Raw genomic sequence first — 15,091 nt, forward strand, 5'->3', positions numbered from 1 at the left:
TTTGGGACATCCCATTTACATTGTTCATTTTATCACTTTTTGACAAAAAAAGCTAGTTTTTCCCATACTTTAGATTGAATTTCTTCCAATCCAATCAATGTAACCCCTTTCTTCTCCTTAGTCTTGAGCGACTTTGGGATAAGACATGAAGAAGGTCAAACGATCATCTTGCATCTCAAAATGATACGGTAATTTCTCGTGTTCTAATAAACTTTTGACCACAAAGAGTCCCATTCCTGAACCCTTGGCCTTGCGACTAGCATTGCCAGAAAAAGACTGGGCTAGTTTTTCTTGTTCTTCAGGACTACAGCTATTCTCGATAAAGAGTTCTCCTTCTCTCTCCCCGATACGAACCAAGCCACCTGAAATGGAGTGCTTGATAGCATTGCTGATGAGATTAGATAAGATTAGTTTCATCACAGATGGGTTTATGTAAGCCTGCTGATGGGGCAGACTAATGTCTATCTGAACTTTTCTTTCCTTGGCTAGCAAAGCATAATCCTTAACCAAAGTTTGCGTCATCTGGAGTAGGTCAATGTTCTCCTTCTCCTCTCGCAATTCTTGAACAGAAGAAAGAGAAAGTATCTGAAGAACGTGATGGCTGAGGTCGTCCACAATCCCCAAGGCTACTCCCAGATAGTGGTCTCTATCCTTATAACGACCGACATTTTCTTTCATATTTTCGATTAGGATTTTCAAACTAGCCAGAGGGGTTTTCAATTCATGAGAAGCCCCTCGTAGGAACTCAACCTTCATCTTCTCCAGCTGAAGAATAGCTTCATTCTTGTCATGCAAGTCCGCAATAACAGTCAAAAGGTGCTGGTAAAGACTATTGATTTGTTCCTTGAGATCACCTATCTCATCCTTAGAATCCACGCGCAATCGCACTTGGGCATCCAAATCCATCATCCGACGGGTCACCCGCTTGATTTCCAAAATCGGTGCAACAATGGTCCGAGCGTAGATGTAAGCAACCAAAAGGGAAATCAGAAAGGATGCCAACAAGGTATAGGGAAGAAACTGGAGGCTAATTTGCTCTGCTTCCTTTTGCAAATCCATCGAAGCTAGAAATTGAAGTGTCATGGTGCTACCATCTTGCGTTTTCACCTCACGCTCTTCGATAAAGAGAGAAGTGGTCTGGCGGTCTGTGTCCAGAGGAAGATTGTCCTTGACTTCTAACTTGTCCTCGGTCATCTCTCCTTTGACGGCCCCCTTGATATCACTAGTCTGGGAATACAAGTCTAATACTTGCTCGATGTTCTGCCTATCCTTTCCTTCTAGGGACTGGGCAATAGCAGTCGCTTTCTGACCAATGGTTTCCTGACGATGGCTCAGATAAGTAGAGGGAAAGAGAAAATAAATGGCTAAATGAAGACAAATAACCAGAAGGCTAAAAATCGAGAAGGTATAGATAAATATCTTTGTAAATAAACCTGTTCGTTTCATTTTCGCTCCAATTTATAACCAACATTGCGCACAGTGAGGATACAATCCAAGTCTAGCTTTTTCCGCAGTTCCTTGATATAAACATCAATGACACGATCAAAGGGAACCTCATCTGTCGCCTTCCAGACAGCATCGATAATCTGAGAACGAGTCAAGGCCCGTCCTTCATTTTTCACCAGATAGTCCAGAATTTCCAACTCTTTGGCATTAATGGCCACTTCTTGACCTGCGAGGCTTGCACTGTAACTCTCAAAGTCCACCTTGGTATCCTTATAAGAGAAGACACGTCCTGTATCGTAGTAGCGCTTGAAAATCGCGTCCACCCTTACTTTTAAAAGGGAGAGAGAAAAGGGCTTTTCCAGATAACCGTCTGCTAGAGAAGCAAAAGCACTCATCTTGTATTCTTCATCCTGAAAGGCGGTCAACATCAAGACAGGAACCTGACTGGTCTTACGAATCTCCGCTAGGACTTCTAGGCCATTAAGCTTGGGCATCTGGATATCCAGTAAAACCAGGGCTACCTCATAGCTGGAAAATTTTTCCAGAGCTTCTTGTCCATCTGCTGCTTCAATGGTTTCATAACCACAATCCGTCAAATAGTCACTGATCCCCTCACGGATCATCTCTTCATCTTCTACAATTAAAATTTTCATAGAAAAAACGTTTCACATTCCTTTAAATTTCTTGTAAATCTTCTCTGTTTCATCCTAATAAGAAGAGTCCTTATCAAGAGGAAATAGATAAAAATGCCACCTATATTATACCCCATTTAGGGGAGAATAGGTAGCAAGTTTTTTATTCACTATCGAGCAAGAGCTCTTTTGGTTGTTTTCTAAGGAGATTGCTTGAGGCAAGAGCCATAACGAGAACCACTAGAACCAAAGCAAGGACAAAGACGATGATAAAGTCTGATGTCTGAATGGAAATGTCTAGGCTCGACAAGGTCTTGCTAAAGCCGTCTACTTCTGCACCACCACCAAGGTTAGAGGCTTGAGCAGCCTTGCTGGCTTGCTTGGCAACACCTGAAGTTACATTGGCAAGGACGGTGTTTCCGATTGCACGAGCTGTATAGTTGGCTAGGAAGTAAGCAGAAACGAGAGCAGGGATGGCAATCAAGATTGATTCTGTGATAAATTGACCCAAGATACTTGCCTGCTTGAGACCGATAGAGAGGAGAATTCCCACTTCCTTGCGACGGGCATTGATCCAAAGACTGAGCAAGAGTGCAAGGAGAAGAACTGAGAAGCTCAAGCTACCCCAGAAGAGGAGGTTGGCCATCTTGTACATACCAGAGATGGATTGCTCTAGAGCTGGGTAGTTAGAGGAGCTCTTCACAAGTGTGTAGCTCTTCCAGTTGATACCGCTGATACCATTCAACTCTTTCATGACGTCATCCAAGTTCTTGTCTGCTGTTACAAAGAAGGTTGCGTCCCCATAAATAGCTGTGTCTTCTGTATATCCATAAAGTTTTGCAGCAGTGTGAATGTCTGTGATAGCTGTGTTTTCATAGAGTTCTTGTGAGTAGGTTACTGCTGACTTATTGTGACCATCAAAGAGTCCCTTGATTGTCACTTCGACTGTTTCCTTGGCCCCTTTTTCATTGTCTGCATCATAGACATTAGAGTCCAATTTGACCTTATCTCCGACTTTCCAGCCATGTTTGGCTGCCAAATCCTTGTGCATGAGAATCTTGTCTTTGTCGTCGTTGGTTAGGTGCTCACCTTCAACCAGCTTATATGAGCCAGAGACAAACTTATCTTCTTTTGAGGAGTCATTAACACCTGTCAGCATCAAGCTGCTTCCAAAACGCTTGGCACGGTCTGCAGTGAGATTTTTCTTGGTTTCTGGCGTTTCGATGAGGTCGTATCCAGTCAAATCTCCGATAGCGTTGATGCGTTTAACATAAGACTCGATGGCCTTATTTTCGGTGATTTTTTTGATATCCTCACCCTTGATATTCCCAGAACCACGTGGCGTTCCTTGATTGACGCGACGATTGATTTGCATGGAGAAGCTATTGGTGATATTTTTAAAGGTCTCCTGAGAAGCCTTGGCTGTAGCTCCCTTGATCGACAAGCCGACCAAACTCAAGCTCGCCATGAGGAGAATAATCAGGAAGATAACAATCGATTTGAAAAACTTCCTTGTAACATAGGCAAATGCGTTGTGTAACATAGGTTCCCTTTCTAGATTTGATTTCATAATTCTATCAAAACAAGCTCATCTTATTTTGTAGTGTTTCGAGTTTCAGTCAGTTTCTTATTCTTCAATTCAAGTGTAATATCTGACGCTTGTGCCACTTCTTTACTGTGGGTGACGACGATCACACATTTACCTGTTTTCTCGGCAAGTGACTTGAGCAGTTCAATAATATCTCCGGCAGTTTTAGGGTCCAGATTTCCTGTTGGCTCATCAGCTAGAATAACTGGAGCTTCTGAGACTAAACTGCGAGCGATGGCTACACGTTGTTGTTGACCACCTGATAACTGGAGAACGTTCCGCTTGATCTGACTTTCATCCAAACCAAGCTCAAGAAGTGTATCCTTGCTTGCCTTTTTGTTGACCAAGCGGATATTTTCCAGCGGAGAAAGATAATCTATCAAGTTATAATTTTGAAAGACTAGGGAAATATGGTGCATGCGATGGTAAGAATACCCCTTGTTCCGAATGTCCTCTCCTTGGAAAAGGATAGAACCTTCAACAGGACTATCTAGACCAGCCAGTAGGGACAAGAGAGTGGATTTTCCTGCTCCTGACTCACCAATGATACTATAAAATTTTCCGGGTTCAAAATTATACTTGATCTGATATAAAACTGCTTCAGCAGTGTTCTTATAACGGTAGGTAACATCTTGCAATTGTAATAAAGTCATGATTTCTCCTTCTTAACTAATAGATGATAAAATTTCCTTAGGCGATTTTCTAAATAAGAATAGGAAACAAAGGGCTACTGATAAGCAACCAATCAGGAGCAGAAAGACATAGGATTCTGCAAAGGATAGAAGACTGGTTGATAGACCACTTGCTTTGGCCAGCGTGTCCTGTAAGGTTGCCTGATCTCCACTGGCTAGTACAGTTTGGAGTAGATAGGATGCGATGGCATTTCCTGCAACAAATGCTGGAAGCAAAGCTCCAAGAGATACCAAAACTACCTCTAAACAGAACTGGAGGAAGATTGAGATCTTGCTTTTTCCAAGTGCGAGTAGAATCCCCACTTCGTAGACCCTTTCTCTCAACCAGAGGGACAAGACCAAAATTAAGGCTCCTGCTCCTGCTATCAACATCCCATAAAGGAAGATGGTGAGGAAGGTTTGGAAGGTTGCCACTGAGTCTTTGATTTGTTCAAAGGCCTTGTTTTCCTTCTCGACTTGGTAGCCTTGACTTTCTAAAGCCAAGTTTTCCACCTGCTTCATGAGTCCGTCCATTTCCTTAGGATTTTCTACATAGAAGCGCGCTGCACTGACCTGCGGTTCACTATTTCCCAGAAGGGTTTGGCTACTTTCATAGTCTGTAAAGACTTGGTTTTCACTGAAGTCAGAAGACAAGCCTGTGAACTTCTCTTGTTTTTTTCCAGAAAAGATGCCGACAATTTCAAACTCTACTGTTTGCCCTTTTCCAGATTCTGACTGACCAGCATCCAAGCCAATCTTGTCATGAAGCGAAAGACCGTTCTTCTTGGCCAACTCCTCGTGAATAAGGATTTTCTTGGAGTCCCCTTTTTGAAGATGTCGCCCTTCTTTTAGGTTGAAAGCCGAACTGGTAAAGGTGACATCCTTGGATGAATCCTCAAGAGCCGCTAAGCTAACCAAGTTCTTGTCCGCGGCTGACAAATCATCACGTTCAACGCTCTGCTCGCCACTCACTGCTTCCTTGTCTTTCAGTTTTGCGACCGTTTCGAGTTCTGGAGAGACATTTTCCAGTCCCTTAATCTTGCTCACGGATGCTAGGTCAGACAACTTGAAGGTCTGTCCATTTTCTATCTTTTTGATAGAAAAAGATGTGTTGAGTGATTTGTAAAGATTGCTTTCTACTGTTTTGTTGGACTTCATTAGAGTCAAACAGGCTGAAATTCCTGCTAAAAGGACAAATAAAATCAGAAATAAAATAAAACTTCTCAGTCGTTTTCTGCTGACATAAGCCCAAGCTCTTTGGATTGGATTCATTTGTCACCTCCATATTTGTAAGACTATTATAAAATCCAAATATGAAATGTTTATGAAATCGAAAAATTTTTTGATTTATTTTTTGAAAAAAAGCTGGTATTTCTACCAGCTCCATTTTTATAACTGTATCCACTCAAAGCAAAGAAAATGCAGAAACTAAACCAGAGAGGATGTTGGCTGTGGCATGCATTAGCCAACTTGGTAAAATTGATCCTCCTGCTATCTTTTCGTTAACAAAACCAAGATAAGCTGCTATTGCTCCAGTAAAAAATACAATGAAAAAAGTGACTTCCAAACTCACTACTGAAGCAAACAATACTCCATGAAGCAATCCAAAAGCGAAGGCCTGTATGGTATTTGCAAAGACAAACGGCATGTGATTTGCCATTCGTTTCAGTAGAAAACCTCTAAATAATAGTTCCTCTGGTAAAGATGTTTGCAAAATACTGTAAATTAGAATACTTGGTAAAGCCTTATATTCCATAGCAGAAAAAACCGAAGTAGCTGTTTCTAGACTACGCGTAAGAGGAAAGATAAGGATAGAAAAAATAGTAAATAAGGAAAATCCCCCCACCATCCATAAAATCAGATGCAAAGTTTTTACTCTTTTGATAGCTTTTAGTCCGATCCATTTCATAAATGGAACTTTCCCCCTCATAGTCATAAACCACCAGATAGAAGGTAGTAACATAATAAAGAGAATTTGAATAAAGGCGCTCATTATTCGTTGAAGTTCATTAACCATCGTAATCCTCCTTTACACTTTTGAAATACTCATTTCAAATACCAAATGACTATCTACTCCTCCTTTCCTACCTTATATATCCGTTTTAACCAAGCCTATTAGTATCCATTACTCGATAATCTTTCATATAAGACTTTTTGCAGTTACTTTCTATCTATATTATAGCACTATTTAAAAAAAAGAAAAAAACAAGAAAGGTAGACCTCTCTTGTTGAATAATCACTATGCGTGCTAACAAAAAAGAGCTAGCCACAGCTAACTCTTACCCTATGCGGAGAGAGGGACTTGAACCCTCACGACCTAAAGCGGTCACAGGATCCTTAGTCCTGCGCGTCTGCCAATTCCGCCATCCCCGCGTCGATTACTTTACTAGTATATCAACTTTCAAAATCTTTGTCAACACTTTTTTCAGATTTTTTTCATTTTTCCAACAGGCTTATAGTTCAATTTCAGCAAGGTTTTCATCCAGTAATTTTGCTCCCAATGTGTTCTTAAAATGCCCAAGAGCAAACTGATGATTTTCTGGCCAAATAGAGGCAACTGCAGGCTTGACAATCTCGATTTGATAACCTAAATTATAGGCATCAATAGCCGTATGAAGGACGCAAATGTCCGTCAAAACACCTGTTAAGATAACAGTATCAACCCGACGTTCTCGCAAACGGATATCTAAGTCCGTTCCTGAAAATGCTGAATAATGACGCTTGTCCATCCAAAAGACTCGACTATTCGCCTCATGCTCAGCATAGAAATCAGCTAGGGGGCCATAAAGGTTACGCCCACTAGTTCCGATGATGTTGTGCGGCGGAAAGAGCTTGCTTTCTGGGTGGAATGTATCTTTCTCTTCATGAGCATCAATGGTGAAAAAGACATAGTCTCCACGATTAAAAGCTAATCTGGTTACCTGATCAATGGCTTTTGATATCGCTTGAGCAGGTGCTCCAGCAGTTAGCTTTCCATGGTCTGCTACGAAATCCTCTGTATAGTCAATTGAGATTAAAGCTTTTGCCATTAGTAGTCCCTCTTTTTCACTTCCTCAAAAATATCACCAATTAGAACTTTGAGATAAGTCCCCTTCATTCCTAATGAACGACTCTCAATAATTCCTGCCGACTCCAGTTTACGAAGTGCATTGACGATTACTGAGCGCGTGATACCAATACGATCTGCAATGACAGATGCAGTCAATTGTCCCTCATTTCCATCCAACTCAGCTAGAATTGCTGAAACGGCACGAAGTTCTGAATAGGAAAGGGTGTTGACCGCCATGGTAACAGCCGTACGACGGCGAATATTCTTTTCATCTTCTTCACGCTGGAAGTTCAAGAGTTGAATCCCTACCACTGTGCTTGCAATCTCAACAAGAATCAAATCCTCATCTTCAAATTTCTTATCATTGCGCCAAATAATCAAGGAACCCAAACGAATCCCTGATACATGAATCGGAGCAATGGTCGTCAAGCCATCTGGAAAGTCCGCACGACTCTCTACAGGGAAAATGGTCAAATCATGTTCAACAGGAAGATTGGCTTCCGTGTCATAAATCATGTTTGCCCCTTGAACATAGACCTCCGGGAAGGTTTTGGTTTGGAAGAATTGTTCTACACGGTCATTATTGGTCTTATAACGCATAAAGTAACCCAAGAGACGTCCCTTGTTATTCACAATACAAGCGTTACAGTCAATAATATCAGCTAACTGGCGTGTGATCGCATTGTAAGGAAGTTCATCTTGAAGTTGCTCCTCAGAGCGCTTTAGAATAGACGTGATTTTTCTTGTTTTTTCTAATAAATGTGCCATTTTTTACCTCGCATATAATCGCTTCCATTATAACATAGAAAAGTCTTTATTTCAATAATTATCTGAAAATTGCTTATTTAATTGCAATTTTGAACAGCAAAAATATTTTAGAAAAAAAGCGAGTTTTTTATTGACATCCTATTTTATTTTTGATATTATAACATCATAAGAAGATGACATGATAAATCCCTTTCCGTTTCACCTATCCTTTACTATCACCATCTTCTTTTACTATCGGTCTCCTTATATATAAAAGCGATTCACTCTGTGAATCGCTTTTTTCTATTTATCTCCTTTGTTACGAATAACAAAGCCGGTTTTCTTTTCGCTTGAAGTGTTGCGAGGTTTTTTATTGTCTTTATTACGGTAACGTCTGTCTTTATCAAAACGATCGTTCCCACGACTGCCTTTCTTGAAATCATCACGGCGACCATTACCACGGCGATCACGATCTCGACGGTCTCCTCGACCTCCCTTACCTTTGCCACCAAAGCCATTACCTGATGGTTTAAATGGCAGTGGTTTTTCACGCGCAATCTCCACTTCAGGGAGGCTGTCTGGATCTTGGACTGTCAGACTCAAGATATACATAGCCAATTCTTCTGGACTAAATTCGGCAGCTAACTTACGAGCATCTTTAGCAAATTTCTCAAAGTTCCCACGAATTGCTTCGTCTGCGAAGTCTCGTTCGATTTTCTTGAGCGCTACTTGTTTCTTAGCTTGGAAGGCTTCTTCTGCTGTCGCTGGTTTCAAGCCTTTCATGCGTTTCTTGGTCAAGTTTTCAATAATTTGAAGGTAGCCCATTTCGTTTGGAGCAACAAAAGTAATAGATTGACCTGACTTACCAGCACGACCTGTACGACCGATACGGTGAACATAACTTTCAGGATCTTGTGGAATATCGTAGTTGTAGACATGGGTCACACCTGAGATATCCAAACCACGCGCCGCCACGTCCGTCGCAACCAGAACATCAAGATTCCCATTTTTAAAATCACGAAGGACACGAAGACGTTTGTTTTGGTCCAAATCACCATGAATGCCTTCTGCACGGAAGCCACGGATTTTAAGTCCACGAGTCAATTCATCCACACGGCGTTTGGTACGACCAAATACGATAGCAAGTTCAGGTTGTTCTACATCCATGAGACGGGTCATGGTGTCGAATTTTTCTTGTTCCTTGACACGGATATAGTACTGGTCCACCAGCTCTGTTGTCAATTCTTTGGCAGCAATCTTCACATGCTCAGGATCTTTCATAAACTGAACACCAATACGTTTGATGGCTTCAGGCATGGTTGCTGAAAAGAGCAAGGTTTGACGACTTTCAGGGACACGAGAGATAATAGCTTCGATGTCTTCAAGAAAGCCCATGTTGAGCATTTCGTCCGCTTCATCAAGGATAAGGGTTTCAATATCGTGCAATTTCAAAGCCTTGCGTTTGATCAAGTCCAAGAGACGACCTGGTGTTCCTACAACGATATGAGCACCCGACTTAAGGGCTTTGATTTGTTTTTCAATGCTTGAACCACCGTAAACTGAGCGAACTTTCACTCCCTTGCTACGACCAAAGCGGAAGAGTTCTTCTTGACTTTGAACAGCGAGTTCACGAGTTGGAGCGATGACCAAGGCTTGAATAGTTGCTTCTTCTGTACGGATTTTTTCAAGGGTTGGCAAGCCAAAGGCTGCGGTTTTCCCTGTACCAGTCTGGGCTTGACCGATAACGTCTTTCCCCTCAAGAGCCAATGGAATGGTCTGTTCTTGGATGGGACTTGCTTCTACAAATCCAGCTTTTTCAATCTCTGCTAGCAAATCAGCAGACAAGTTAAATTCATTAAATTTCACGTTTTTCTTCTTTCTAAAGATGGTGCGAAGCCATCCTATAGCGCTTAGTATATACTTTTCTTTTCATGATGTATCTTCTTTAAAAACGAGATACCGTGTTGCTTCTTTTCCACGAAAGAAAAGTACGAGTTTCTTTGCAACCTATCTAGTATAACACAAGAGCGGGGCAAAAGATAGTAGAATCTTTAAGGAAAATCATGTAAACGATTTTCCACAAATATAAATACAGCCTTATATGATTCGTTTCTCCGTAGCGGAATTGTGCAAAAGTTTTTTTCTTGTGCTAGAATGAAATCAAACAGGAGGATTAAAAAATGTTAACATACGATTTAATTGTTATTGGATTTGGTAAGGCTGGTAAAACACTAGCTGGTAAATTGGCTTCAGCTGGCAAAAAAGTTGCCCTCGTTGAACGTAGTAAAGCTATGTATGGCGGAACTTGTATCAACATCGGATGTATCCCAACTAAGACCTTGTTAGTTGCTGCTGAGAAAGATTTGTCTTTTGAAGAAGTCATTGCTACCAAAAATACCGTCACTGGTCGCCTTAATGGTAAAAACTATGCAACTGTTGCGGGTACAGGCGTAGATATCTTTGATGCGGAAGCACACTTCCTTTCAAACAAAGTCATCGAAATCCAGGCTGGTGATGAAAAGAAAGAACTGACTGCTGAAACTATCGTTATCAACACTGGTGCTGTTTCAAACGTCTTGCCAATTCCTGGACTTTCTACAAGTAAGAATGTCTTTGACTCAACAGGTATCCAAAACTTGGACAAATTGCCTGAAAAACTTGGAGTTCTTGGTGGTGGAAACATCGGTCTTGAATTTGCAGGACTTTACAACAAACTTGGGAGCAAGGTTACAGTCCTAGACGCCTTGGATACATTCCTTCCTCGTGCAGAACCTTCCATCGCAGCTCTTGCTAAACAATACATGGAAGAAGACGGCATTGAATTGCTTCAAAACATCCATACTACTGAAATCAAAAACGACGGTGATCAAGTGCTCGTCGTAACTGAAAACGAAACCTACCGTTTCGATGCCCTTCTCTACGCAACTGGACGCAAACCGAATGTAGAACCACTTCAACTTGAAAATACAGATATTGAACTAACGGAGCGTGGTGCTATCAAAGTCGACAAACACTGTCAAACAAACGTTCCTGGTGTCTTTGCAGTTGGAGACGTCAACGGTGGCCTTCAATTTACCTACATTTCACTTGATGACTTCCGTGTTGTCTACAGCTACCTTGCTGGAGATGGCAGCTACACACTCGAAGACCGTCTCAATGTACCAAACACCATGTTCATCACACCAGCTCTTTCTCAAGTTGGCTTGACGGAAAGCCAAGCAGCTGATTTGAAACTTCCATACGCTGTTAAAGAAATTCCTGTTGCAGCTATGCCTCGTGGTCACGTAAATGGAGACCTTCGCGGAGCCTTCAAAGCTGTTGTCAATACTGAAACAAAAGAAATTCTTGGAGCAAGCATCTTCTCAGAGGGTTCTCAAGAAATCATCAACATCATCACTGTTGCTATGGACAACAAGATTCCTTACACTTACTTCACAAAACAAATCTTCACTCACCCAACCTTGGCTGAGAACTTGAATGACTTGTTTGCGATCTAAGTTGAGACTGATTTGTTAACCAACAGCCCTCATCGGGCTGTTTTTGTTTCTGCGAAATCTCAAACCTGTCTTTTCCCTCTTTTATGATATAATAGAAACATGAAATTAAAAACTACTTTGGGCCTCCTTGCTGGGCGTTCATCTCACTTCATCTTGAGCCGTCTTGGTCGTGGAAGTACGCTCCCAGGAAAACTTGCCCTTCAATTTGATAAAGATATTTTACAAAATCTAGCTAAGAACTACGAGATTGTCGTGGTCACTGGAACCAATGGAAAAACCTTAACAACTGCCCTCACTGTCGGCATTTTAAAAGAGGTCTATGGTCAAGTTCTGACCAATCCTAGTGGCGCCAACATGATCACAGGAATTACGACAACTTTCTTGACTGCCAAATCCTCTAAAACTGGGAAAAACATTGCCGTTCTAGAAATTGATGAGGCCAGTCTTTCTCGTATCTGTGACTATATCCATCCTAGCCTTTTTGTCATCACTAATATTTTCCGTGACCAGATGGACCGCTATGGTGAGATTTACACGACTTATAAGATGATTTTGGATGCCATTCGTAAGGTGCCTACGGCCACTGTTCTCCTTAATGGAGACAGTCCACTTTTCTATAAGCCAGCTATTCCAAATCCTGTGCAGTACTTTGGTTTTGACTTAGAAAAAGGACCTGCTCAACTGGCCCACTACAATACCGAAGGAATCCTCTGCCCTGACTGCCAAGGCATCCTCAAATACGAGCACAATACCTATGCCAACTTGGGTGCCTATATCTGTGAAAATTGTGGTTGCAAACGTCCTGACTTGGACTACCGTCTGACAGACTTGGTTGAGTTAACCAACAATCGCTCCCGCTTTGTCATTGACGGACAAGAATACGGAATCCAAATCGGTGGACTTTACAACATCTACAATGCCCTTGCTGCAGTTGCCATCGCCCGTTTCCTCGGTGCAGATTCGCAACGGATCAAACAAGGATTTGATAAGAGCAGAGCCGTATTTGGTCGCCAAGAAACCTTCCAAATTGGCGATAAGGAATGTACCCTTGTCCTCATCAAGAATCCGGTTGGTGCGACCCAAGCTATCGAAATGATCAAACTGGCACCTTATCCATTTAGCCTATCTGTCCTTCTCAATGCCAACTATGCAGATGGAATTGACACTAGCTGGATTTGGGATGCTGATTTTGAACAAATCACTGACATGGACATTCCTGAAATCAACGCTGGCGGTGTTCGTCATTCTGAAATCGCTCGCCGTTTACGGGTGACTGGCTACCCGGCTGATAAAATCACTGAGACAAGCAATCTGGAACAAGTTCTTAAAACGATTGAAGCCCAAGATTGTAAGCATGCTTATATCCTTGCGACTTACACTGCTATGCTGGAATTCCGTGAACTACTGGCTAGTCGTCAGATTGTTAGAAAGGAGATGAACTAATGGTTTATACTTCACTTTCCTCAAAAGCTGGCAACTACCCTTATCAGCTCAACATTGCCCACCTCTATGGAAACCTCATGAATACCTACGGGGACAACGGCAATATCCTCATGCTCAAGTATGTTGCTGAAAAACTGGGAGCTCATGTAACAGTTGACATCGTTTCTCTCCATGATGACTTTGATGAAAATCACTATGATATTGCCTTTTTCGGTGGTGGTCAAGACTTTGAACAAAGTATTATCGCTGGAGACCTTCCTGCTAAAAAAGAGAGCATTGACAACTACATCCAAAACGATGGCGTAGTTCTAGCCATCTGCGGTGGTTTCCAACTATTGGGGCAATATTATGTTGAGGCTTCAGGGAGACGCATCGAAGGACTAGGAGTCATGGGTCACTACACACTCAACCAGACTAATAACCGCTTCATCGGTGACATCAAGATTCATAATGACGAATTTGATGAAACCTACTATGGATTTGAAAATCACCAGGGCCGTACCTTCCTCTCAGATGACCAAAAACCACTGGGACTGGTTGTCTATGGAAATGGAAACAACGAAGAAAAGGTCGGCGAAGGGGTTCATTACAAGAATGTCTTTGGTTCCTACTTCCACGGACCTATCCTCTCTCGTAATGCCAATCTGGCTTATCGCCTAATCACTACTGCACTCAAGAAAAAATATGGACAGGACATCCAACTCCCTGCCTATGAGGACATTCTCAGCCAAGAAATCGCTGAAGAATACAGCGACGTCAAAAGCAAGGCTGACTTTTCTTAAACTAAGGAAAACTAGACCAAAGAACTCCGCTATCTTGCCGGAGTTCTTTTTGCCTGTTCTTTTACCCTTCCCCCTTGCATTTTCTCTCATTTTTTGCCAAAATAGAGGGGTAGAAAGAAGGTAGCATATGTCTAAATTACAACAAATCCTAACATATCTTGAATCAGAAAAACTAGACGTCGCTGTCGTATCTGACCCCGTCACTATCAATTACCTCACTGGCTTTTACAGTGATCCCCATGAACGCCAAATGTTCCTTTTTGTCCTAGCGGATCAAGAACCGCTCCTCTTTGTCCCAGCCCTTGAAGTAGAGCGTGCAAGCAGCACTGTCTCTTTCCCAGTTGTAGGCTATGTGGATTCTGAAAATCCATGGCAAAAAATCAAAAATGCTTTGCCTCAGCACGATTTCAAACGTGTAGCAGTTGAGTTTGAAAATCTCATCTTGACTAAATACCATGGTTTGAAAACAGTCTTTGAAACTGCTGAGTTTGAAAACCTCACTCCTCGCATCCAACGCATGCGCCTCATCAAATCAGCTGATGAAGTGCAAAAAATGATGGTTGCAGGGCTCTATGCTGATAAGGCTGTAAAGGTTGGTTTTGACAATATTTCTCTTGATAAGACTGAGACAGATATCATCGCCCAAATCGACTTTGCTATGAAACGTGAAGGCTATGAAATGAGCTTTGATACCATGGTCTTGACTGGTGATAACGCTGCAAATCCGCACGGAATTCCTGGTGCAAACAAAGTTGAAAAGGACGCCCTTCTCCTCTTTGACCTCGGTGTCATGGTCAATGGCTACGCATCAGATATGACTCGTACTGTCGCTGTCGGTAAACCTGACCAATTCAAGAAGGATATTTACAACTTGACACTTGAAGCCCAACAAGCTGCCCTTGACTTCATCAAGCCAGGTGTGACTGCACATGAAGTTGATCGCGCTGCTCGCGAAGTCATTGAAAAAGCTGGTTATGGAGAGTACTTCAACCACCGTCTCGGTCACGGTATCGGTATGGATGTCCACGAATTCCCTTCTATCATGGAAGGAAACGACATGGTCATCGAAGAAGGCATGTGCTTCTCTGTTGAACCAGGTATCTATATCCCTGGTAAAGTCGGCGTTCGTATCGAAGACTGTGGTGTTGTTACCAAGGATGGCTTTGACCTCTTTACAAGCACCAGCAAAGATTTGCTTTATTTTGATTAAATATAGACAAGCAAAAAGTCAGCTAT

General features: G+C 42.0%; 13 protein-coding genes and 1 tRNA gene. 4 read left to right on the plus strand and 10 right to left on the minus strand.

All coding sequences use genetic code 11. From position 1 onward, the window contains the following. Positions 1–117 precede the first annotated feature (117 nt). The 10 genes from vncS to cshA form a co-directional block, all read right to left on the minus strand. On the minus strand, positions 118–1,446 hold the full coding sequence (vncS, locus tag E7Y33_RS00800; RefSeq protein WP_139689368.1) for a sensor histidine kinase VncS: 1,329 nt from the start codon (positions 1,444–1,446) through the stop codon (positions 118–120). After that, positions 1,443–2,099: a response regulator transcription factor VncR gene (gene vncR / locus E7Y33_RS00805; RefSeq protein WP_000697942.1), complete on the minus strand. Its 657-nt coding sequence runs from the start codon at positions 2,097–2,099 to the stop codon at positions 1,443–1,445. The genes vncS and vncR overlap by 4 nt, the downstream gene beginning before the upstream one ends. A gap of 142 nt (positions 2,100–2,241) precedes the next feature. Next, positions 2,242–3,621 carry an ABC transporter permease subunit Vex3 gene (gene vex3 / locus E7Y33_RS00810; protein ID WP_084943804.1) on the minus strand — a complete coding sequence of 460 codons (1,380 nt, stop codon included), beginning with the start codon at positions 3,619–3,621 and terminating at the stop codon, positions 2,242–2,244. Positions 3,622–3,671: 50 nt separating this feature from the next. Next, on the minus strand, positions 3,672–4,319 hold the full coding sequence (vex2, locus tag E7Y33_RS00815; RefSeq protein WP_000173736.1) for an ABC transporter ATP-binding subunit Vex2: 648 nt from the start codon (positions 4,317–4,319) through the stop codon (positions 3,672–3,674). 12 nt (positions 4,320–4,331) lie between these two features. Beyond that, the gene (locus tag E7Y33_RS00820) at positions 4,332–5,609 is read right to left on the minus strand and encodes an ABC transporter permease (protein ID WP_139689369.1); all 1,278 of its coding nucleotides are present in this window, start codon (positions 5,607–5,609) and stop codon (positions 4,332–4,334) included. A 133-nt stretch (positions 5,610–5,742) separates the two neighbouring features. Beyond that, the gene (locus E7Y33_RS00825) at positions 5,743–6,354 is read right to left on the minus strand and encodes a CPBP family intramembrane glutamic endopeptidase (protein WP_139689370.1); all 612 of its coding nucleotides are present in this window, start codon (positions 6,352–6,354) and stop codon (positions 5,743–5,745) included. A 270-nt stretch (positions 6,355–6,624) separates the two neighbouring features. Further along, positions 6,625–6,710, minus strand: a tRNA-Leu gene (locus E7Y33_RS00830). 80 nt (positions 6,711–6,790) lie between these two features. After that, complete coding sequence (locus E7Y33_RS00835) at positions 6,791–7,366, minus strand: cysteine hydrolase family protein (RefSeq protein ID WP_139689371.1); 576 nt, start codon at positions 7,364–7,366, stop codon at positions 6,791–6,793. Further along, complete coding sequence (gene codY / locus E7Y33_RS00840; protein WP_000940725.1) at positions 7,366–8,154, minus strand: GTP-sensing pleiotropic transcriptional regulator CodY; 789 nt, start codon at positions 8,152–8,154, stop codon at positions 7,366–7,368. The genes E7Y33_RS00835 and codY overlap by 1 nt, the downstream gene beginning before the upstream one ends. Positions 8,155–8,436: 282 nt before the next feature. Beyond that, on the minus strand, positions 8,437–9,999 hold the full coding sequence (gene cshA / locus E7Y33_RS00845) for a degradosome RNA helicase CshA (RefSeq protein ID WP_139689372.1): 1,563 nt from the start codon (positions 9,997–9,999) through the stop codon (positions 8,437–8,439). 314 nt (positions 10,000–10,313) lie between these two features. Between cshA and E7Y33_RS00850 the strand changes: the two genes are divergently transcribed. The 4 genes from E7Y33_RS00850 to E7Y33_RS00865 all read left to right on the plus strand — a co-directional run bounded on the left by E7Y33_RS00850 (position 10,314) and on the right by E7Y33_RS00865 (position 15,065). Further along, a complete protein-coding gene (locus E7Y33_RS00850) occupies positions 10,314–11,630 on the plus strand; it encodes an FAD-containing oxidoreductase (RefSeq protein ID WP_139689373.1) in 1,317 nt (438 codons plus the stop codon). A gap of 99 nt (positions 11,631–11,729) precedes the next feature. Next, positions 11,730–13,073, plus strand: a complete 1,344-nt coding sequence (murT, locus tag E7Y33_RS00855; protein WP_139689374.1) for a lipid II isoglutaminyl synthase subunit MurT — start codon at positions 11,730–11,732, stop codon at positions 13,071–13,073. Further along, entirely contained in the window at positions 13,073–13,855 is a 783-nt protein-coding gene (gene gatD, locus E7Y33_RS00860; protein ID WP_007520435.1) for a lipid II isoglutaminyl synthase subunit GatD, read from the plus strand. Before murT ends, gatD begins: the two co-directional genes overlap by 1 nt. Before the next feature lie 127 nt (positions 13,856–13,982). Next, positions 13,983–15,065, plus strand: a complete 1,083-nt coding sequence (locus E7Y33_RS00865; protein ID WP_049484776.1) for a M24 family metallopeptidase — start codon at positions 13,983–13,985, stop codon at positions 15,063–15,065. The last annotated feature ends 26 nt before the right edge of the window (positions 15,066–15,091 follow it).

Origin of the sequence: Streptococcus oralis, assembly GCF_006175905.1 — a bacterium.
GTDB lineage: Bacteria > Bacillota > Bacilli > Lactobacillales > Streptococcaceae > Streptococcus > Streptococcus oralis_BG.

What these genes read in the sequence shown, in the direction of transcription:
- vncS (WP_139689368.1), bottom strand. Translation starts at nt 1,446, where the DNA reads ATGAAACGAACAGGTTTATTTACAAAGATATTTATCTATACCTTCTCG.
- vncR (WP_000697942.1), bottom strand. Translation starts at nt 2,099, where the DNA reads ATGAAAATTTTAATTGTAGAAGATGAAGAGATGATCCGTGAGGGGATC.
- vex3 (WP_084943804.1), bottom strand. Translation starts at nt 3,621, where the DNA reads ATGTTACACAACGCATTTGCCTATGTTACAAGGAAGTTTTTCAAATCG.
- vex2 (WP_000173736.1), bottom strand. Translation starts at nt 4,319, where the DNA reads ATGACTTTATTACAATTGCAAGATGTTACCTACCGTTATAAGAACACT.
- E7Y33_RS00820 (WP_139689369.1), bottom strand. Translation starts at nt 5,609, where the DNA reads ATGAATCCAATCCAAAGAGCTTGGGCTTATGTCAGCAGAAAACGACTG.
- E7Y33_RS00825 (WP_139689370.1), bottom strand. Translation starts at nt 6,354, where the DNA reads ATGGTTAATGAACTTCAACGAATAATGAGCGCCTTTATTCAAATTCTC.
- E7Y33_RS00835 (WP_139689371.1), bottom strand. Translation starts at nt 7,366, where the DNA reads ATGGCAAAAGCTTTAATCTCAATTGACTATACAGAGGATTTCGTAGCA.
- codY (WP_000940725.1), bottom strand. Translation starts at nt 8,154, where the DNA reads ATGGCACATTTATTAGAAAAAACAAGAAAAATCACGTCTATTCTAAAG.
- E7Y33_RS00850 (WP_139689373.1), top strand. Translation starts at nt 10,314, where the DNA reads ATGTTAACATACGATTTAATTGTTATTGGATTTGGTAAGGCTGGTAAA.
- murT (WP_139689374.1), top strand. Translation starts at nt 11,730, where the DNA reads ATGAAATTAAAAACTACTTTGGGCCTCCTTGCTGGGCGTTCATCTCAC.
- gatD (WP_007520435.1), top strand. Translation starts at nt 13,073, where the DNA reads ATGGTTTATACTTCACTTTCCTCAAAAGCTGGCAACTACCCTTATCAG.
- E7Y33_RS00865 (WP_049484776.1), top strand. Translation starts at nt 13,983, where the DNA reads ATGTCTAAATTACAACAAATCCTAACATATCTTGAATCAGAAAAACTA.